16 protein-coding genes are annotated in these 21,731 nt (G+C 41.7%); 10 read left to right on the top strand and 6 right to left on the bottom strand.

All coding sequences use genetic code 11. The annotated features are described in order from the left end of the window. Position 1: 1 nt before the first annotated feature. Positions 2 to 3,049, bottom strand: coding sequence for a formate dehydrogenase-N subunit alpha (gene fdnG / locus G6Q48_RS14375; RefSeq protein ID WP_102140044.1), 3,048 nt, complete (start codon positions 3,047 to 3,049; stop codon positions 2 to 4). A 174-nt stretch (positions 3,050 to 3,223) separates the two neighbouring features. On the opposite strand from fdnG, the gene fdhD reads away from it, so the two are divergent. The 3 genes from fdhD (at position 3,224) to G6Q48_RS14390 (ending at position 5,572) form a co-directional block, all read left to right on the top strand. Continuing rightward, on the top strand, positions 3,224 to 4,054 hold the full coding sequence (gene fdhD, locus G6Q48_RS14380) for a formate dehydrogenase accessory sulfurtransferase FdhD (protein ID WP_102140045.1): 831 nt from the start codon (positions 3,224 to 3,226) through the stop codon (positions 4,052 to 4,054). Between the two features lie 161 nt (positions 4,055 to 4,215). Continuing rightward, the gene (locus G6Q48_RS14385; protein ID WP_102140046.1) at positions 4,216 to 4,620 is read left to right on the top strand and encodes a DUF6088 family protein; all 405 of its coding nucleotides are present in this window, start codon (positions 4,216 to 4,218) and stop codon (positions 4,618 to 4,620) included. Beyond that, entirely contained in the window at positions 4,607 to 5,572 is a 966-nt protein-coding gene (locus G6Q48_RS14390) for a nucleotidyl transferase AbiEii/AbiGii toxin family protein (protein ID WP_102140047.1), read from the top strand. Before G6Q48_RS14385 ends, G6Q48_RS14390 begins: the two co-directional genes overlap by 14 nt. Before the next feature lie 71 nt (positions 5,573 to 5,643). On the opposite strand, the gene mnmE is transcribed toward G6Q48_RS14390, so the two are convergent. From mnmE to rpmH, 5 genes are all read right to left on the bottom strand, one after another. Further along, on the bottom strand, positions 5,644 to 7,008 hold the full coding sequence (gene mnmE / locus G6Q48_RS14395) for a tRNA uridine-5-carboxymethylaminomethyl(34) synthesis GTPase MnmE (protein WP_102140048.1): 1,365 nt from the start codon (positions 7,006 to 7,008) through the stop codon (positions 5,644 to 5,646). 100 nt (positions 7,009 to 7,108) lie between these two features. Further along, positions 7,109 to 8,758: a membrane protein insertase YidC gene (gene yidC / locus G6Q48_RS14400; protein WP_004906225.1), complete on the bottom strand. Its 1,650-nt coding sequence runs from the start codon at positions 8,756 to 8,758 to the stop codon at positions 7,109 to 7,111. Positions 8,759 to 8,760: 2 nt separating this feature from the next. Beyond that, the gene (yidD, locus tag G6Q48_RS14405) at positions 8,761 to 9,021 is read right to left on the bottom strand and encodes a membrane protein insertion efficiency factor YidD (RefSeq protein WP_102140049.1); all 261 of its coding nucleotides are present in this window, start codon (positions 9,019 to 9,021) and stop codon (positions 8,761 to 8,763) included. Next, complete coding sequence (gene rnpA, locus G6Q48_RS14410; RefSeq protein ID WP_102140050.1) at positions 8,985 to 9,344, bottom strand: ribonuclease P protein component; 360 nt, start codon at positions 9,342 to 9,344, stop codon at positions 8,985 to 8,987. The genes yidD and rnpA overlap by 37 nt, the downstream gene beginning before the upstream one ends. Positions 9,345 to 9,365: 21 nt before the next feature. Then, entirely contained in the window at positions 9,366 to 9,509 is a 144-nt protein-coding gene (rpmH, locus tag G6Q48_RS14415; protein WP_042846776.1) for a 50S ribosomal protein L34, read from the bottom strand. Positions 9,510 to 10,270: 761 nt separating this feature from the next. Here rpmH and dnaA point away from each other — a divergent pair. From dnaA to G6Q48_RS14450, 7 genes are all read left to right on the top strand, one after another. Then, a complete protein-coding gene (gene dnaA / locus G6Q48_RS14420) occupies positions 10,271 to 11,662 on the top strand; it encodes a chromosomal replication initiator protein DnaA (protein WP_102140051.1) in 1,392 nt (463 codons plus the stop codon). Between the two features lie 5 nt (positions 11,663 to 11,667). Then, on the top strand, positions 11,668 to 12,768 hold the full coding sequence (gene dnaN / locus G6Q48_RS14425; RefSeq protein ID WP_102140052.1) for a DNA polymerase III subunit beta: 1,101 nt from the start codon (positions 11,668 to 11,670) through the stop codon (positions 12,766 to 12,768). Between the two features lie 9 nt (positions 12,769 to 12,777). Beyond that, the gene (recF, locus tag G6Q48_RS14430) at positions 12,778 to 13,872 is read left to right on the top strand and encodes a DNA replication/repair protein RecF (protein WP_166267178.1); all 1,095 of its coding nucleotides are present in this window, start codon (positions 12,778 to 12,780) and stop codon (positions 13,870 to 13,872) included. 18 nt (positions 13,873 to 13,890) lie between these two features. Then, positions 13,891 to 16,305, top strand: coding sequence for a DNA topoisomerase (ATP-hydrolyzing) subunit B (gyrB, locus tag G6Q48_RS14435; protein WP_102140054.1), 2,415 nt, complete (start codon positions 13,891 to 13,893; stop codon positions 16,303 to 16,305). Between the two features lie 301 nt (positions 16,306 to 16,606). Further along, positions 16,607 to 19,504 carry an autotransporter domain-containing protein gene (locus G6Q48_RS14440; protein WP_166267180.1) on the top strand — a complete coding sequence of 966 codons (2,898 nt, stop codon included), beginning with the start codon at positions 16,607 to 16,609 and terminating at the stop codon, positions 19,502 to 19,504. Between the two features lie 212 nt (positions 19,505 to 19,716). After that, positions 19,717 to 21,300, top strand: a complete 1,584-nt coding sequence (locus G6Q48_RS14445) for a phosphoethanolamine transferase (protein WP_166267182.1) — start codon at positions 19,717 to 19,719, stop codon at positions 21,298 to 21,300. A gap of 74 nt (positions 21,301 to 21,374) precedes the next feature. Next, positions 21,375 to 21,722 (top strand): DUF1622 domain-containing protein, encoded by a 348-nt coding sequence (locus G6Q48_RS14450; protein WP_102140057.1) that lies wholly within the window; start codon positions 21,375 to 21,377, stop codon positions 21,720 to 21,722. Positions 21,723 to 21,731: the final 9 nt, after the last annotated feature.

Genomic DNA, 21,731 nt, shown 5'->3' on the forward strand with positions numbered 1-21,731 from the left:
CTTACACCTTTTCCACATTGACAAGGAATGATTTAAATTCCGGTGTCTGAGTATTCGCATCACCCACATACGGGGTTAATGTGTTGGCAATAAAGCCTTTCACAGCCAAGCCTTCAAAGCCCCAGTGAATTGGAATACCGATAGTATCGATATCTTTTCCAGCCACTTTCAGCGTATGAATACGTTTGGTCACCACCGCTTTCGCTTTGATGTAACCACGTTTGGAACTAACTTTCACCGTATCGCCTTGCTTGATACCTTTCTCATTCGCTAAACGTTCACCAATTTCAATGAACTGCTGTGGCTGAATGATGGCATTTAATAAGGCGTGTTTTGTCCAATAGTGGAAATGCTCGGTTAAGCGATAAGTCGTTCCCACGTAAGGGAATTCTGTCGCTTTACCCATTTGCGCCCAGTCGTCTTTAAACACGCGTGCAGCAGGGTTTGAGACCACATTTGGATGCAATGGATTCGTATCCAGTGGCGTTTCAATCGGCTCGTAGTGCTCTGGGAATGGGCCTTCGGCCATTTTATCCAGTGCGAATAGACGCCCCATCCCTTCTGGCTGCATGATAAACGGACCAACACCACTACCCGGTGCAGCATTGCTATAGTCAGGAATATCCATGCCTATCCATTTGCTGCCATTCCACTCGAGGATTTGGCGTTTTGGATCCCACGGTTTACCCATTGGGTCTGCCGATGCGCGGTTATAAATAACACGACGGTTCAGAGGCCATGCCCATGCCCAACCTAATGTGTTACCCAGACCCGTTGGGTCAGAGTTATCACGGTTGGCCATTTGGTTACCTTTTGGTGTCCAGCTACCTGCGAAAATCCAGCAACCACTTGCGGTCGTACCATCATCACGCAATTGAGCAAACGAGCTCAGCAGTTCGCCTTTTTTCGCAATAACGTTGCCATCAGCATCTTTCAAGTCAACTAAGGCATAGCCATTGTTTTCTTGGGCAACTTCTTCTGGCGTTGGGTTATCACGGTCGAAGTAATTCCAAGTCATACTCAGAACTTGTTCAGGCACCGCACCACCTTCAGAGGCATACAGTTGGCGTAAACGGTGGAAAATACCGGACAGGATTTCACCATCACTAATCGCTTCACCAGGGGCATCTGCGCCTTTCCAGTGCCACTGTAGCCAACGCGCTGAGTTAACAATCGAACCATTTTCTTCAGCAAAACAGCAAGATGGCAGACGGAATACAGTAGTTTGGATTTCTGCCGGGTTCACATCATTCATTTCACCGTGGTTTTGCCAGAAATTCGACGTTTCCGTATTCAATGGGTCAACGGTAATCAAGAATTTCAGTTTTGACAGCGACTTAACAACTTTATTTTTATTCGGGAATGAGGCTAATGGGTTAAAGCCTTGGCAGATATAGCCATTCACTTCACCCTTATCCATCATCTCGAAATAACGCAGCACATCGTAGCCTTGATCCCATTTCGGCAATAAATCAAAGCCCCAATTATTTTCTTTCTGCGCTTTATCGCCATAGAACGTCTTCATCAAACTAACAAAGAATTTCGGGTAGTTACCCCAATAGTTTACCTGGCCTTCAACCGTCGCTTTTGGCGTGTTTGCAGCTAAGTAACTTTCTAATGTCGTTTGTTTGTCTGATGGTAAGGTTAAATAACCCGGCAAGCTTTGAGATAACAATCCTAAGTCAGTTAAACCTTGGATATTGGAGTGTCCACGCAGGGCATTTACACCACCACCTAACATCCCCATATTACCCAGCAGTAATTGGATCATCGCCATGGTACGGATATTTTGCGCACCCACGGTATGTTGAGTCCAACCTAATGCGTATAAGAACGAGGCGGTTTTATCTTTAGCACTGGTTTCTGCAAGGTATTCACAGACTTGTAAGAAGTCTTTAATTGGCGTCCCACAGATGTTATTCACCACTTCAGGTGTATAACGGCTGACGTGCTCTTTTAATAGGTTCAATACACAACGAGGGTGTTTCAGAGTTGGATCACGCAGCGCAAGGCCGTTTTCATCCATCTCATAGTTCCACGTGGTTTTATCGTATTGACGTTTTTCTTCGTCATAACCTGTAAACAGGCCATCATCAAACCCATAATCTTCACGAATAACTAAACTGGCGTTGGTATACGCTTCCACGTATTCACGCTGAATTTTTTCATTATCCAGTAAATATTTGATAACACCTGATAAAAACGCGATATCAGTCCCTGAACGGATAGGCGTGTAAAAATCCGCCACAGCCGCTGTACGGGTAAAGCGTGGGTCAATAACAATTAATTTGGCTTTATTATGGATTTTAGCTTCCATCGCCCAGCGGAAACCGACTGGATGCGCTTCTGCCGCATTACCACCCATAACGACAACTAGGTTTGCATTTTTAATGTCAACCCAGTGGTTGGTCATCGCACCGCGACCAAATGTTGGAGCAAGACTTGCTACCGTTGGTCCGTGTCAGACACGCGCTTGGTTATCAACGGCAAGCATGCCGAGAGCGCGGGTGAATTTTTGCGTTACAAATCCGCTTTCGTTACTACCAGCCGATGCGCACAGCATACCGGTGGTTAGCCAACGGTTAACCGTCACACCATCTTTATTTTTCTCAATAAAGTTCGCATCGCGGTCTTCTTTCATTAGCTTAGCGATACGATCAAATGCGTCGTTCCAAGTGATACGTTTCCACTCATTCGTACCCGGCTCACGCACTTCAGGGTATTTCAAGCGGCTTTCACTGTGGATAAAATCGATAAGTCCAGCACCTTTCGGACAAAGTGCACCACGGTTTACCGGATGATCCGGGTCCCCTTCAATATGGAAAATGCTCTCTTTAGCATTTTTCGCGCCATCACCGAGGCTGTACATCAACAGCCCACAGCCGACAGAACAGTAGGTACAGGTATTTCTGGTTTCCTTCGCACGCAGTAATTTATACTGGCGCGTTGACGCTAACGCGGTGGCGGGTGCAAAACCCAAGGCCGCTGCCGTCGTACCTGCCATACCGCCAGCGCAGATCTTAAAGAACTGCCTTCTGCTGACTTGCATGGGGATCTCCTCATTTACATTGCTCATGTTTACCTAACGTCAATCGCGATAATCAGGTAAACTCTTCTTATTCAACGTTATCCTTACGTATCCAGGTTCATTGCCTGGCAAATGGTGTAAATTCTTTTTACCCATAATTAATATTATGTATCATTAATGCTAGGAATTCATCTAATGTATGAAACAAATACTACAAATGACTCCAAATTAACCAAAATGATTGGCTTAAACCACACAACTGTGCAACAAAAAGGCAACCTTGATTTGCCCGTTAATGATTACGTTGCGGAAGAATATCCTGTCGCTTTAGTCTTTAATGGCATATCTCACGTGGTGATGATGGCAACGCCAAAAGATTTGGCGGATTTTGCTGTCGGGTTTGCCCTTTCGGAAGGAATAATACAGTCAGGTGATGAAATTCGTGGAATTGATATCGTTGAAGGCTGCAACCGCGGAATTGAAGTACAGGTTGAATTATCTAGCCGCCGATTTATGGAACTCAAAGAACGTCGCCGTAATCTAGCAGGGCGTACGGGCTGTGGCATTTGTGGTACAGAGCAACTTGACGAAATTTTCAAACCGATCGCCCCTCTGCCTTTTACTCAAACTTTTTCTTTATCGCACCTCGATAATGCATTACATGAATTGAAAAAAGTGCAAGAAATTGGCGCACTGACGGGTTGTACCCACGCTGCCGCATGGATCTCTCCAGAAGGGCAATTAGTCGGTGGATGTGAAGATGTCGGCCGTCATGTAGCACTTGATAAACTTTTGGGTATGAAACATCGCAACCAATGGCAACAAGGCGCAGTACTAGTTTCCAGCCGCGCGAGTTACGAGATGGTGCAAAAAGCCGCCAGTTGCGGTGCTGAAATCTTATTTGCCGTTTCTGCGGCTACCGCCCTCGCTATCGAGGTCGCAGAGAAAGCCAATTTGACGTTAGTTGGATTCTGTCGTCAGGGGAAAGCGACAGTGTTTACGCATAGCTTTCGTATCAGGAACTAATTTTTAAAAATTAAATCTAATAATTGCAATATCATATAAATTATATCAAATTGAAAAATAATAAATATTTGTCATTTTAACTTATTATTTTTGTCGTATTTTCTCCATTGAGAAATGTCGTATTTTTGATTATAATATAATCAACGCGCATAGGAGGTATAATGACAATACAAGACAGAATACAAAAAAAAGTAAAGCGTTCTAAACGTTCTGTTTTCCTACGCTCTGACTTTTCAAAAATAGCTGATTATGATCAAGTAGGCCGTATACTCAAAAAACTTACAGACAATGGTTTATTAATGAGAATTGGTTATGGTGTCTATGTAAGAGCCAGAGTGAATCGCATCACTGGTAAATTAATGCCAGATAACCCAAGTGGTGCTGATGGCGTTATTATCGAAGTAATGAAAAAACTCAATGTTGATTATACTTTTGATAAGCTATCTCTGATGAATTTGTCTGGTGAGAGTACACAAATTCCTTCTAATATTAAAATCATCCCTAAAAATCCTAAATTTACTCGTAAAATTAAGGTAGGGAAACAAAGTATCAATGAAACTCGATAGCTCTTTATTTATTGATGTTGCCGATGCCATAGGGCTCGGCAACCCAGCGATAGTTGAAAAAGATTATTATGTTGTTCAATTACTTAAACTCCTATCTAACTTTCAGTTTACATATCACCAAGCTATCTTTTCAGGAGGAACAGCTCTCGCCAAATCGGATATCAAAACTTATCGAATGTCTGAAGACATTGATATAAAACTAATTCCAAACCAAAGATATTCTGAATTAGCATCTCGAAATGCAAGAAAAACAGCCCGAAGAGAAATAAAAAACATTATTGAAGAAATAATTAACCAAAATTCTATTTTTTCTTTAGATAATGCGCCTTCTGTTAAAGATGAATACCGCTATTTTTCCTTTGATATCCGTTATCCTCAAGATCACAGGCAAGCACCATGTTTACGTCCTTTTATAAAATTAGAATTTATAGAGACAGACCTTCTTAGTGAACCCATATCTAGGAATATTCAATCTATTTATTCAAATGTTACAGAATCTGATATCGAAATTTATAACATGATTTGCTCGGCAATTATTGACACTCAAGCTGAAAAGTTACTATCGATGCTACGAAGAACAGCGAGTGTCGCAAGAAATGGCCAACGTGAAGATGATGAGACACTTATTCGACATGTTTATGATACTTTTCATATACAGCTATCCCAACCATCTAATATTGAATTCTTAAGTCAATTACTGAAAAAAGCACTTGATGGAGATATTACAAGATATGGAAATCAACATACACAACTGGTTGACTCGCCTATTACAGAACTTCGCTATGGGCTAAAATTATTAGTAGAAACCCCAAAATTCATAGAGCGTTATAATAACTATGTAAGTCCTATGGTTTATGCAGAAGTTCCTACTCAATGGGATGAAGCAATTATTGCTTTTACTAGCTTAGCTCATCAAGTATTGGATTATATAGAACAAGAACTTAATAAATAAACTAAAAGTTAGCCAATTTTTATTACCCATTGGCTAACCACTGTACCTTTTATCTTACTAGCTAATAGTCATCACTTCCCAATACAAAAACTTGAGAAGATACGGCCTAATAAATCATCAGAGGTAAATTCACCGGTAATTTCACTAAGTTCCTGCTGAGCTAAACGCAATTCTTCTGCTAATAACTCACCGGAGCGAGCATTCACTAACTGGTCATAACCCTGTTCTAGGTGAACGGCGGCTGCATTTAGTGCTTGTAAATGGCGGCTACGTGCTAAGAAACCACCTTCTGTATTGCTGTTAAAGCCAATGGCTTCTTTTAGGTGATCGCGCAGCAAATCGATGCCTTTTTCTTCGCGTGCAGACAAACGAATTAACGGATAACGCGTATTATCAATAAACTCAACGGGTTCACCCGTCATATCCGCTTTGTTACGAATTACGGTGACCGGAAGTTCATCGGGTAAACGCGCCATAAATTCAGGCCAAATCTCTTGTGGTTCAGTTGCATCGGTTGTGGTGCTATCTACCATAAACAGCACGTGGTCCGCTTGTTCAATCTCTTTCCACGCCCGTTCAATACCAATTCGCTCAACTTCATCACTGGCTTCACGCAGGCCTGCGGTATCAATGATATGCAAAGGCATACCATCAATATGAATATGTTCACGCAACACATCACGCGTCGTACCCGCAATATCCGTGACAATCGCAGCTTCGCGACCCGCCAATGCATTTAACAAGCTCGATTTACCTGCATTTGGGCGCCCGGCAATCACCACTTTCATTCCTTCACGTAATAAACTGCCTTGGCGAGCTTGGGAACGAACTTGTTCTAAATCTGCCACGACTTCATTGAGTTTTGCTTCAATTTTACCGTCAGACAGGAAGTCAATTTCTTCATCAGGGAAATCAATCGCTGCTTCTACATAGATTCGCAAGTGAGTGAGTGCTTCCACCAATTGGTGAATATGGGAAGAAAATGCGCCCTGTAGGGAGTTCATTGCAGAACGAGCCGCTTGCTCTGAACTTGCATCAATCAAGTCAGCAATCGCCTCTGCTTGGGCTAAATCCAGCTTATCGTTTAAAAATGCACGCTCAGAGAACTCTCCCGGATTCGCAATGCGAATACCAGTAATCGTTAATATTCTTCTTAGCAATAAATCAAGAATAACTGGGCCGCCATGTCCTTGTAATTCAAGCACATCCTCACCCGTAAATGAATTTGGTCCAGGGAAGTAAAGTGCAATACCTTGGTCAAGAACAGCACCGTCCACATCACGAAATGGCAAGTAGTCCGCATAGCGCGGTTTAGGGAGTTTTCCCAGCACGATTTCAGCAACTTGTGCCGCTTTCGGGCCAGATACACGTAAAATACCGACACCACCACGACCGGGAGGTGTTGCCTGTGCGACGATAGTATCGTTGATTTGCATGATGTTTCTCTGTCATTCCTATAAAAAATTAAGGCGGTCATTAAATGGCCGCCTTAATATTATATCGATAGCTGAGCAGAAGGCTCACCTAAAATTCAATTTATTTCTTTTCTTTCTTATCGCGACTGTGTAGACCACGTTTTTCCAGACCACGGTAAATCACCTGCTGCTGGATAATGGTTACTAAGTTACTCACGATATAATACAGAACCAGACCTGATGGGAACCACAGGAAGAAGATAGTGAACACGACTGGCATGTAAGTCATAATCTTCTGCTGCATTGGGTCAGTGACTGCAGTTGGTGACATTTTCTGAATAACGAACATGGTCACACCCATCAATACCGGTAGGATATAGTACGGGTCTTGTGCAGACAAGTCTTGGATCCAACCGAAGAATGGTGCGTGACGCAGTTCAACAGAACCCATCAACATATAGTAAAGTGCAAGGAAGATAGGCATTTGGATAAGCAGCGGTAAACAACCACCCAGTGGGTTTACTTTCTCTGCTTTATACATCGCCATCATTTCTTGGCTCATGCGTTGTTTGTCATCACCAATACGCTCACGCATTGCAGCCAGTTTAGGTTGCAGTAAACGCATTTTCGCCATCGAGGTGTACTGTGCTTTAGTCAGCGGGTACATAATACCACGAACGATAAAGGTGATAACGATGATGGCAATACCCCAGTTACCCACGAAACCGTGAATGAATTTCAACAGTTTGAACAGTGGCTGAGAGATAAACCATAACCAACCATAATCAACGGTTAAGTCTAAATGTGGTGCAACTGCGGCCATTTCAGACTGAATTTCAGGACCAACCCATAATGTTGATGAATAAGTACCTGCACCGTTAGCTGCGATAGTCATTGGTTCACTCTTATAACCAATGATGGCAGATTTTTTATCAAGGTCGATGGTATAGAAAGTGCTCTTTTCTGCACTTGCCGGGATCCACGCCGTTGCAAAATATTGTTGCAACATTGCCACCCAGCCACCTTTGGTGGTTAAGTCGAGGTTTTTATCTTCGATGTCGCCAAAGCTATATTTTTTATAGTTGTTTTCATCAGAAGAATACGCCGCACCACGATAGGTATGCAGAGCAAAATTGCTGCTGCCTGTATCACGCTCTTTCGGTAACTCGATAGTTTGTTTTAACTGACCGAAGAAAGCGAGACTCAGTGGTTGAGCGGTTGGGTTTTGAATACTGTATTCAACTTCAACAGTATATTGGCCACGCTTAACAATGTACGTTTTCTGATACACAACACCGTTGTTATCAGTAAATGTCATTGGTACGCGCAAGACATCTTGGCCTTTCTCTAATGTGAAAGTTGTAGAATCTGCGCTATACAGCGGACGTTCGCCATTATTATTTGCTGGGTTGTCTGGACCATGAAGACCAATTAAACCACTCTGTGCCTGGTAGACAAAGCCTGGATTAGTTTCCAGTAAACGGAAAGGGCTTTCCGAATGAAGGGTCGCAGGATAGGCTAACAGGTCAGCCTCATCGATATCACCACCACGAGTATTGATGCGTATATCCAGTACATCAGTCTTGACTGTGATGAGCTTACCTTGCCCACTGCCAGTTACGGCTTGAGCATCACTGCTTGGCATATCCGCTTGTTGCGAAGTTTGAACAGTTTTAACGTCCTGAGCAACTTTATCGCTCTCCCAGGCCTGCCAAACTAAGAACGACACGAACAACAAAGCGATGAGTAGAAGATTGCGTTGCGAATCCATCGTTATAATTCTCTATTATCATCAGTTTTTCTAGGTGGGACAGGATCATCTCCACCAGCGTGTAAAGGGTGGCATTTTAATACGCGTTTCGCCGTTAACCAACTCCCTTTTAGCATACCAAACCTGCGCAATGCCTCAATTCCGTAATTTGAACAAGTAGGATTGAAGCGACAACGAGGCCCTAACAACGGGCTAATAGCCAGTTGGTAGCCTCTGATCAGCATGATCAGGATTTTTGAGCCAAGCGACGATGACGACGCCATAACTTATCCAATGCTTCCGTGATCTGTTGATTGTCAAGATTGGCGACCCCTCTCCTTACCAATAACACAAAATCCATTGGAGGCAAGTCGTGTTGATGTAAACGAAAGTATTCACGCGCTAATCGTTTAATACGATTTCGCTCATGAGCTCGTTTAACATTTTTTTTAGCGATGGTAAGACCGATGCGGGGATGCCCCAGCTCGTTTAGGCGACCAAGGATTGTTATCTCTGGGGAACTCGCCCTCTGCGGCTGCTTAAAGACATTATCGAAATGCCTGGGAGTTAACAAACGTAACTCCCGGGTAAAAGCGAGCGTAACCACTTGAATAGAGGGCTAGCTTTATTACTTAGATGAAACGGTCAGACTAGAGCGGCCTTTCGCACGACGGCGAGCCAGAACTTGACGACCATTTTTAGTAGCCATACGAGCGCGGAAACCGTGTGAACGGTTGCGTTTCAGTACGGACGGTTGAAAAGTGCGTTTCATAACGATTTCTACCTAACTTTAAAATTTATTACTGATTCAGTAAACGCGTTGGCAACCAGTGAAAACTGATTTACACCTGTGCCTCTATCGCAACAATATAGAAAGAGGCAGGATTGTAATAAAACATAGGGGGTCACGTCAATGAAATGACGCAATCAAACCACTTTTATTTATAGCCTGGCTGACCGGTTTGCCGACATATGTTGTGACAGCCGACGAATGATTACATTCGTATACTGACTGAAAACCTGCTTTTTGCCCCGCCCCGCCTAACATTAACGTTAAAATAGAGCGATATGACCCAACAAGTTTACCTCAGTTTCGTGTAAAAATCACATCTGTACTGTACACAGGGAGGAAGATTATACGGACTCCGCCCCAAAGCGCAAGGATCTTCAAGAGATCTAAAAATATTTTTTGATCATACAGAATATTTCCAGTAAATCGTCTAAAGTTATCCCCAGCATGTGGAAAAATGGCAGTAAATTAAGGTAGCCCAGTCTATTTCTTCTTTATAAGAGGTTCCTTATCACATTTACCTGTGGATAAAAAGCATAAAAACTGTGTAAAAGAATGGAGATCTCTGACTAATTTTGCGGTATGATCGCAGGTCTATTTCTGATCCATCGATCAGCGATATGCAGTAAGTAAGAGTTAACCTAAAACATTTTTGGGTCATTGCGATTAAACGTAAGCCCGAGAAAATTCTTTGTTTACATCCGTACTTCTTGTTCCATTGACCTTGTTTAGGGGAGTCCAACGTGTCACTTTCGCTTTGGCAGCAATGTCTTGCCCGATTGCAGGATGAACTACCTGCCACAGAATTCAGTATGTGGATACGCCCTCTTCAAGCTGAATTAAACGACAATACACTGGCACTTTATGCCCCAAATCGTTTCGTTCTCGACTGGGTTAGAGACAAGTACATCAATAATATCAATGAATTATTGAATGACTTTTGTGGAACTGACGCGCCTGCACTACACTTTGAGGTAGGCAATAAACCGATTACAGTCGCACCGGCAGCAGCACAAGCACGTACAGCTCAACAAGTACCTGCATTTGCCGTTCCGTCAGCCCCAATGAAACCGAGTTGGGACAATTCAGCCAAAGTACAGCCTGATGTTGCTTATCGTTCTAATGTAAACCCTAAGCACACTTTTGATAACTTTGTTGAAGGTAAATCGAACCAATTGGCTCGCGCTGCAGCGAGGCAGGTGGCAGAAAACCCAGGTGGTGCCTACAACCCATTATTTCTTTATGGTGGGACAGGTTTAGGTAAAACCCACTTATTACATGCTGTCGGCAATAGTATTATGCAGCATAAAGCCAACGCTCGCGTGGTTTATATGCACTCAGAACGTTTTGTTCAAGATATGGTCAAAGCTTTACAGAACAATGCCATTGAAGAATTTAAACGTTATTATCGTTCTGTTGATGCACTGCTTATTGACGATATCCAGTTTTTTGCTAACAAAGAGCGCTCACAAGAAGAGTTTTTCCATACTTTTAATGCGCTACTTGAAGGTAATCAACAAATTATTTTGACCTCCGACCGTTATCCAAAAGAAATTAACGGTGTGGAAGATCGCTTAAAATCGCGTTTTGGCTGGGGCCTAACCGTCGCAATCGAACCACCAGAGCTAGAAACTCGAGTCGCGATTTTAATGAAAAAAGCAGATGAAAATGAGATTCAACTTCCGGGTGAAGTGGCCTTTTTCATCGCCAAACGCCTTCGCTCGAACGTTCGTGAGCTAGAAGGGGCGTTAAACCGCGTGATTGCCAACGCTAACTTTACTGGCCGGGCGATTACTATCGATTTTGTCAGAGAAGCACTGCGTGACTTATTAGCACTACAAGAAAAGCTGGTAACTATTGATAATATTCAAAAAACAGTTGCTGAATATTATAAAATTAAGGTAGCAGATTTACTGTCTAAGCGCCGTTCTCGTTCTGTCGCACGTCCGCGTCAAATGGCAATGGCACTAGCAAAAGAGCTGACTAACCATAGTTTACCTGAAATCGGGGATGCCTTTGGCGGCCGTGACCATACCACGGTGTTACATGCTTGTCGTAAAATTGAACAATTACGGGAAGAAAGCCATGACATCAAAGAAGATTTTTCTAATTTAATCAGAACATTATCATCTTAATTGCTATGAAATTTACAATAGAACGCGAGCAGTTATTAAAACCGTTACAACAGGTTAGTGGTCCTTTAGGTGGGCGTCCAACTCTGCCTATTTTAGGTAACCTTTTATTACAGGTAAAAGAAGGCACCCTCCAACTCACTGGAACCGACCTTGAAATGGAGATGATGGCCAATGTTGCCCTAACAGGGGAGCATGAAATTGGCGCAACCACCGTGCCCGCACGCAAGTTTTTTGATATCTGGCGTGGGTTACCTGAAGGTTCTGAAATTCATGTAGAGCTGAATGATGACAGACTGCTCGTCCGCTCTGGGCGTAGCCGCTTCTCATTATCCACTTTACCCGCTGCTGATTTTCCAAACCTGGATGATTGGCAAAGCGAAGTGGAATTTTCTCTTCCGCAATCAATACTGAAACGTTTAATTGAAGCTACTCAGTTTTCAATGGCGCACCAAGATGTCCGTTATTACCTCAACGGCATGCTATTTGAAACCGAAGACCAAATGCTCAGAACCGTTTCAACCGATGGACACAGGCTAGCAGTCTGTTCGATGGATATTGGTCAATCGCTACCCTCTCACTCAGTGATAGTGCCTCGTAAAGGGGTTATTGAGCTAATGCGTTTGTTAGATGGCGGTGATACCCCTCTACAACTGCAAATTGGTAGTAATAATATTCGCGCTCACGTTGGGGATTTTATCTTTACCTCTAAATTGGTTGATGGCCGTTTCCCTGATTACCGTCGCGTATTACCCAAAAACCCAGACAAAACCTTAGAAGCTCGCTGTGATTTACTCAAACAAGCTTTTTCTCGCGCGGCTATTTTATCGAATGAGAAATTCCGCGGTGTGCGCTTGTATTTCAGTGAAAACCAATTGCGCATTACGGCTAATAACCCAGAACAAGAAGAAGCCGAAGAAATTGTTGATGTAAGCTACCAAGGTACTGAGATGGAAATTGGCTTTAACGTCAGCTACATCTTAGATGTCTTAAATGCGCTAAAAAGTGAAAACGTGCAACTTCTGTTAACCGACGCTGTTTCCAGTGTGCAGATTGAAGACGCTGATAGTAAAGCAGCGGTGTATGTTGTCATGCCAATGCGTTTGTAATCGGTATTTATGATCCTTTCGCGTTTATTGATCCGTGATTTTCGAAATATTGAAAACGCGGATCTCTCCCTTGCTAATGGGTTCAATTTTTTAATTGGCCCCAATGGGAGCGGTAAAACCAGTATACTGGAAGCCATATATACACTCGGTCATGGCCGTGCCTTTCGCAGCATTCAAGCGAACCGAGTTATTCGCCATGAGCAAGAACAATTTATTCTTCATGGTAAACTGAGCCATTTAGATGAACAGCGAAACGACCTTTCATTAGGTTTAAGCAAAAACCGCGATGGTGATAGTAAAGTCCGAATAGACGGCACTGATGGCCATAAAATTGCAGAACTAGCAAAATTATTGCCAATGCAACTGATTACCCCAGAAGGGTTTACCTTGCTAAATGGCGGCCCTAAATATCGACGTGCTTTTATTGATTGGGGTTGTTTTCACAATGACCCGCTGTTTTTTTCAGTGTGGTCAGATTTAAAACGGTTATTAAAGCAACGCAATGCCGCTTTACGGCAAGTCACTCGTTATGAGCAAATTCGTCATTGGGACACACAACTGGCACCGCTTTCCGAGCAAATAAGCCAATGGCGCCATGACTATATTGCAGGTATTGCTGAAAATATTGAGCAAACTTGCCAACAATTTTTACCCGAATTTTCACTCTCGGTATCCTTCCAACGTGGTTGGGATAAAGAAATTGATTATTCAGAACAATTAGAGCGCCAATTTGAGCGTGATAGAGCACTAACCTATACCGCTTCAGGGCCACATAAAGCGGATTTGCGTATTCGAGCAAATGGAACCCCTGTTGAAGATATGCTTTCGCGGGGTCAATTGAAGCTGCTTATGTGTGCATTACGGTTAGCGCAGGGTGAGTTTTTCACCCGTCAGAGCGGGCAACAATGCCTGTATCTACTGGATGATTTTGCTTCTGAACTTGATGCCGGCCGTCGCCAATTACTGGCAACCCGTCTCAAAGCTACACAAGCACAAGTGTTTGTCAGTGCCATTACATCTGAGCAAGTTAATGATATGATAGATGCAAATAGCAAGATGTTTAGTGTAGAACATGGCAAAATAGAAGTTCAACCTCAGGAATAGAAAGAGCAGGAAACGTTGATGTCGAATACATATGACTCCTCAAGTATCAAGGTATTAAAAGGACTGGATGCGGTGCGTAAGCGCCCGGGCATGTATATCGGTGATACAGACGATGGAACAGGTCTTCATCACATGGTTTTCGAGGTTGTCGACAACGCTATCGACGAAGCCCTCGCAGGCTTTTGTGATGATATCGTGATCACTATCCATGCCGATAACTCTATCTCCGTACAGGATGATGGACGTGGTATCCCTACTGGTATCCACGAAGAAGAAGGCGTCTCTGCCGCAGAGGTTATCATGACCGTTCTGCACGCAGGGGGTAAATTTGATGACAACTCCTATAAAGTCTCCGGTGGTTTGCACGGTGTTGGGGTTTCCGTTGTTAACGCCTTATCTGAAAAATTAGAATTAGTTATCCGTCGCGATGGCAAAGTTCATGAGCAAATCTACAAACATGGTGAGCCTCAAGGGCCTCTGACTGTTGTCGGCGAAACCGACCAAACAGGAACCCGCGTTCGTTTTTGGCCAAGTATGGACACTTTTAAAGGTGTCACTGAATTTGAATATGACGTCTTAGCAAAACGCTTACGTGAGTTATCATTCTTAAACTCCGGTGTTTCTATCAAGCTCATTGATAAACGTGATGGCAAAGAAGACCATTTCCATTATGAAGGCGGCATTAAAGCCTTTGTTGAGTATTTAAGCCGTAACAAAACCCCTATCCACCCTTCTGTCTTTTATTTTTCAACTGAAAAAGACGGTATTGGCGTTGAAGTTTCAATGCAGTGGAATGATGGTTTCCAAGAAAACGTATACTGCTTCACCAATAACATTCCTCAGCGCGATGGGGGGACTCACCTCGCTGGTTTCCGTGCAGCAATGACGCGTACATTGAATAACTACATGGAAAAAGAAGGCTATCAGAAGAAAAGCAAAGTCAACGCAACCGGTGACGATGCACGTGAAGGCCTGATTGCGGTTATTTCAGTAAAAGTTCCAGATCCTAAATTCTCATCACAAACCAAAGAAAAATTGGTCTCTTCCGAAGTGAAAACAGCGGTTGAAACAATCATGAATGAGAAATTAGTTGAATATTTACTGGAAAACCCGAACGACGCAAAAATCGTTGTCGGTAAAATCATTGATGCTGCACGCGCACGCGAAGCTGCACGTAAAGCCCGTGAAATGACACGTCGTAAAGGCGCGTTAGACTTAGCTGGCTTACCGGGTAAATTGGCTGACTGCCAAGAACGCGACCCTGCGCTATCTGAACTGTACCTTGTGGAAGGGGACTCCGCGGGTGGCTCTGCAAAACAGGGCCGTAACCGTAAGAACCAAGCAATTTTGCCACTGAAAGGTAAAATTCTAAACGTAGAAAAAGCGCGTTTTGATAAAATGCTATCTTCACAAGAAGTGGCAACCCTGATCACCGCATTAGGCTGTGGTATTGGTCGTGATGAATATAACCCAGACAAACTGCGTTATCATAGCATCATTATCATGACGGATGCGGACGTCGATGGTTCGCACATTCGTACACTACTATTGACCTTCTTCTACCGCCAAATGCCTGAAATCGTTGAACGTGGTCATATCTTTATCGCTCAACCACCACTGTATAAAGTGAAACGTGGTAAACAAGAGCAATATATTAAAGATGACGATGCAATGGACGATTACCTGATTTCTATCGCTCTTGATGGCGCGGAACTGCATTTAAGTGCCGAAGCCCCAGCCATGAAAGGCGAAGAACTCGAAAAACTGGTTGTCGAATATAATGCTGCACACCGTATTATTCGTCGCCTCGAGCGCCTTTACCCTCAAGCTCTACTTAACAGCTTGGTTTATCAGTCAACCTTAACTGAAGATGACTTAAAAGCCAGCGAGAAAGTAGAAGAGTGGGCAAAAACACTGGTTAAACGCTTAGAAGATAACGAGCAATTCGGTAGCACTTACAGCTATACCGTTAACGAAAACCGTGAGCGTCAATTATTCGAGCCAACTATCCGTATTCGCACCCATGGTGTTGATACCGACTACAATCTCGATTTTGACTTTGTTCATGGCAGTGAGTACCGTCGCATTACTCATTTAGGTGACTTAATCAGTGGCTTAATTGAAGAAGGTGCTTACATCAAGCGTGGTGAGCGTCGTCAAGATATCGATAACTTTGAAGAAGCTTTGACTTGGTTAACGCGTGAGTCACGTCGCGGCCTATACGTACAGCGTTATAAAGGTCTTGGTGAAATGAACCCAGAACAACTTTGGGAAACTACCATGAACCCTGAGACGCGCCGTATGATGCGTGTAACAGTGAAAGATGCGATCGCAACCGACTTACTATTCACCACATTAATGGGTGATGCTGTTGAGCCACGTCGTGCATTTATCGAAGAAAATGCCCTAAAAGCAGCGAATATTGATATTTAATTATTCAGCTAACTGAATAATATTTAATAACCCCATACGAAAGTTTGGGGTTATTTTTTTATAATTATTTTTTTATAGTTATTATTTTACTTTCACCATTTAATCAAACCAGTAGTAAAAAAATAAAAAAATAAAACCCGTCAATAGAAAACCACATTATAAAAAATAAAACAATTTAAAATAAAGCTTATCACTTTAATTAATAACGATTTTTTATTTTTAAAACTGTCATAAAAGATAAATATATTATAAATAAACTCCGCCAAATGAAATTTTCACCAATAGCATCGGCGGGATTACAATGAGAAAAACCTTTATATCAGTATCAATAACTTTATTACCATTCATATTCACAAATACTCTAATAGCAAAAAATCATATTTTAGAATTAGAGAAAAACATTATCGATACAAGAAATACATGGCTTGAGGATATAAAACACAATGTTATTAATAATACCCCTAAAGAAGGCAGCGAAGTTGCTGAGCAAGATAGGCTTATTAGCAATGAATACATCAATATCACAGGTGAAAGAAAAAATTTAGCACACGCAGATAAATCCCAAAGCTCAGATTATTTATTTAACAGTTATCAAACGATACTGTTTGGCGAACAGGATATTAATATAAAAGACCATAAACAATATAAAGAAATCCGTTCGTTACATGATACAAGCACTCGTGCTTATGATGAAAAAAAACAACGTACTAGGTCGATTGATTTTATTCTAAAAGACCATTTTAAGCGTGGTCGTCCTTACCAAGTATTGGATGACGAAGGTCATTATATTGCAGGTTATTCACATATACAGGGCTCATCTTACCCTAGCGGCCATACGTGGAATGGTTTTAAGCAAGCAGCAGTATTGGCGATGATTTTCCCCGAAAAAGGCAGTGAAACGTTCAACCGAGCGATTGAATACGGTGAAAGCCGCGTGATTGTTGGCGCACACTTCGCTACCGATACCATCGCTTCTCGTGTAGGTAATTATTATTTATTATCACAGCTGCTATCCGATGAAAAAAACAGCAAATTCATTGTTGAGTCGGCTAAAAATATTCGTACAGATATTTCATCGTCATGTTCAAATAACAGTCAAAATTGTCTAACCGTATCTAACCCTATAACCAATGACCATATTGGTTACTATGGAAAAAAAGAAACGCAAAAGATATCTATGATCGAGCCTAAAAATATACCTAAAACGGCGGGTTATTTACTTCGATTACGCTTCCCATACTTGAATAAAACACAGTGGAACAATATTTTAGCCAGCACTGCGTATCCAAGCCAATCAATTGCGGGTTGGAATATCAAAGAAAATGATCCAAATAGCTATTGGGGGTTAATTAACTTACCTGCGGCTCATCATGGTCCCTCCTATTTATATGAAAACTTTATCGTCTATCAAGACGTTAATGACTTTGATATTGCCAATTTCGGTAAGCTAGATGAATGGAAAAATAATATTCAAGGTACGGGAAAGTTAACGAAACAAGGCCAAGGGACATTAGTATTATCTGGCAACAATACCTTCGCAGGCTTTACAGTAAACCAAGGCCATTTAGTCTTAACGGGTGAGAATAAATACTCGCAAAAATCCCATATAAATGGCGGAACGGTTACCCTTAAAAAACACTTAGATTCCGCAGTTGATGTCCAGAAAGGAACATTAGTCTTAGATGACGGAAAAATCGGTGCTTCGGTGAATATTAACCACCACGGTTTACTGACGGGCAATGGGAGCATTCGACAATTAACCGCTAACCAAGGTGCAGTTGTTGCACCCGGTCACTCAATTGGCACAATTAACATCATTGATTCCGTAACTTTTGCACCCAACAGCCATTATTTGGTTGAAATCAATTCAGCAGGTAAAAATGATAAAGTCATCAGCCAAGGCTCAGCTTTATTAAAGGGTGGTACCGTCAGTGTCACGCTTGAAAATCAAAATAACCCGCTTTCTAAGCAAGATATCAACCAGTTATTTGATACACAATATACGATATTAAGCGCTCAAAAGGGGATTGATGGCCAATTTGATGCTGTTGTGCCTAATTACCAGTTTATTGGAACGACACTAAATTACACCCCCAAAGAGGTTACACTTAAGGTAGGGCGCAATAACACTGCATTTTCCAGTGCGGCTGCAACGCAAAACCAAACCGCTGTGGCTAACGCCATTGAAACGCTTCCTACGCACCATGCTCTCTATAACCAAACGTTAAAAAGCCAAACAAAACAACAAGCTCAAGCGATATTTCGCAATGTCACCGGGCAAATATACGCTGACCTATTATCCAATCAAATAAATAATAGCCGTCAGATTAAAGAAACAGTACTTGAACAAGCTCGCTTGTCTGGATCATGGGGTAGCGAAAGCAAAGGCAATGTATGGGTCAAAATGCTCTATGATTGGGATAAAACGACTGGTGATAACAATGCCACTGGGTATAAGTCATCAAATTATGGTCTATTGCTTGGGGCAAATCGACGTTTTATCAATGAAAAAATGACATTGGGTATCGCGGCAGGGTTTAGTCAAAGCACCTTATCTAACGACCTAGACCACGGTAACAGTAACAACTACCATGCCGCCATTTATGGTAGCGCTTTATGGCAACCTATCGCGGTTCGTGCTGGGCTCGGTCACACTTCACATCTTATTCATACCGAACGCTCAATCAGTGATGGCACAAGTCACTCAGCGAGCTATTATACCAACACACATCAAGCTTTTATGGAGCTGGCCTATCCAATTAACTCAAATGGGATAAATATTGAGCCATTCACCAATCTCACTTATATCAGCGCAATGAATCATGCTATTAATGAAAACATCAACAACACATCACTACAGGCACGTAAACAGCGCATCAGTACAACGTTATCTACCCTTGGGCTACGCCTTGATAACCAATGGAAATTGAGTAAAACATCAAATATCGGTTTACACGGTGAGCTTAATTATCAATACCAATATGGGAATTTAAATAGAGGGATAAAATTGAATTTTACTGATACCGCAAGCTCATTTACAACACATAGTGTTCCTGCATCACGCCATGGTGTCGCATTAAAAATCGGTACTGATATCAATATAAAAGAAAATACTAAGCTATCAATTAATTATAATAAATTTTTATCAAAAAATTATAGCGATAACAATATTGATGCCAAAATTGCGGTAAGTTTCTAACTCAATATTTTACCTCCCCCTCACGAGTTGTGAGGGGCTAGTCATGACTAAACATCACGATATTTTACAGTTTTTTACGCCACTATTTTGATTATCTTACCTTTTTTTATGTTATAAACGAATAACACCCTAAGTTAACCAGATGTTAACTTATTATTTTTTAATGACTTCTATAACCTCTGATTAAGGTCAAAAATACGTAAAATAACACTATGATTCGCCAACTTATTATTTCAATTTATGCATTATTGGTATCTATCATCCCTGTATTTTTTAGTGGAGATATCAGCATTATTGCAGACATTGCCATCATAATTTCAGGGGTGCTTATCATACTGTTATGTGCCGGTATTTATCGGTTTTTACTTGGCAAAATTTTTACTGTTTTTGTGTCACTTCTGTGGGCTCTCAATTTATCTGTTTCATTCTTCTTTTATCAAAAACACGATATCCGCTTTTCTTCTTCGATTGCAGAAACTTTTATCAATACCAATAGCAGCGAAACAGTTGGAATGCTTTCCTATAACATTGGTTATGTTATTTTTTATTTACTTGTTTTTTCAGCTTATTTAGCCTGTATCCATCAATGCGCAAAATATATGAAGCGTCGTATTACAGCGATAAGTATGGCACTAATTTGTGGTTACCTATTAGCCATTCCAGCCTATTACGCATCATTACTTAGCAAACCCGATAGCGCTTTATTGATCACGGAAAAATACTTCTTAAGCACCCCTTTCTATAATGCTGCAGCTTTAGTCAAAAATTTATATGAAAACCGAGGGATAAAAAAAATATCATCACAAGAAGTGGCTTTTAACTACCAGAAAAACGCGTCTGAAACTGAAATCTATGTTCTTGTCATTGGTGAATCATTGCGCCGTGACCATATGGGTTTTTACGGCTATCAATATGAAACAACACCCAATTTAAATCAGCGAAAATCACAAATATTAGCGTTTCAACAAGCCTATTCCCCTGCACCGGTGACTATCTTGTCAGTCCCTATTTCACTGTCTAATATTCGCTTTGAGCAAATGCAGGATAAATCACACTATTCGGACAATATCATTTCATTAGCCAATCATGCAGGCTTTAAAACCTATTGGGTCAGCAACCAGGGAAAAACTAATAAACGTACCAGTATTATTTCTGCTATTGCTTCTATGTCACAAAAGAAAGCTTGGAACGAATTTGTCGGCTACGATGAAGAGCTGCAAGATGACTTCAATAATGCTATCAATGACCCCACTGATAAGAAAAAGCTCATTGTGTTACATACTTATGGCAGCCATGAACCTGCCTGTAACCGCTTCCCTGAAACTGAACTAAAAACATTCAGTGGCCAAGAAGATGACGATTGCTACGACAGTTCAGTAGCATATACCGATAAATTTATCGAAAACCTAATACAACAACTCGAAGGGAAACCTGCGACTTTGATGTACTATTCAGACCATGCGTTGCAACGCCTAGACAGCGATAACAATATTCACTACCACCATGGCGTTAACAACCCAAGAAAAGAAGCCTATGAAATTCCTTTGCTGATTTGGTACAGCGAAAGTGCCAGTAAACCAAACATCAAACCAGTAAACTTGCAGTCACCTTATTCTACAGCGAATAATTATTGGCTAATCAGTGATTGGCTTAATATACAACAAGGTTCGCAACAAGCTTGCTTATCACCTTTACGTGAATGTTATCAACCCAATAAGAATATTCAGGTCATTGATGGCAATCGAAATATTTTATCCATTAGCCAATTACCTTCTGAGACGATAGATCCACAATAAAACTCGATATTTTGGCAATATTTGCTCATAGTTAACAAATATGAATCCAATTTACTTATCGAGTCGAGGTTTTAATGTTCGATTTAGTTTTTTTACGTGAATTACTGGTCTCGAGTGTTCACGTACTTCAATTACTTTTAGAAGCAATTTCAGTTATCTGCGTAGTGATTGGGTTAATCAAGACCCTGATCGTGTGGATGAAAACCCAAAAAGCACGTACCGCTCGCTATTGTTTTGGTGATTGGCTAGCCACTGCGTTAGAGTTCCAATTAGCCGCTGATATCTTAGCAACAACCGTTGACCCAGATTTAGATAGCCTCATTAAACTCGGTATTATTGCCGTGATCCGAACATTCTTGAACTACTTCTTGGCAAAAGAGTTAGAACACCAGCCGCCGCAGAATGAACCGGCTCGTCACTAATTTAGGTAC

The organism is Providencia sp. M-27 (genome assembly GCF_011077905.1).
GTDB classification, from domain to species: domain Bacteria; phylum Pseudomonadota; class Gammaproteobacteria; order Enterobacterales; family Enterobacteriaceae; genus Providencia; species Providencia huaxiensis.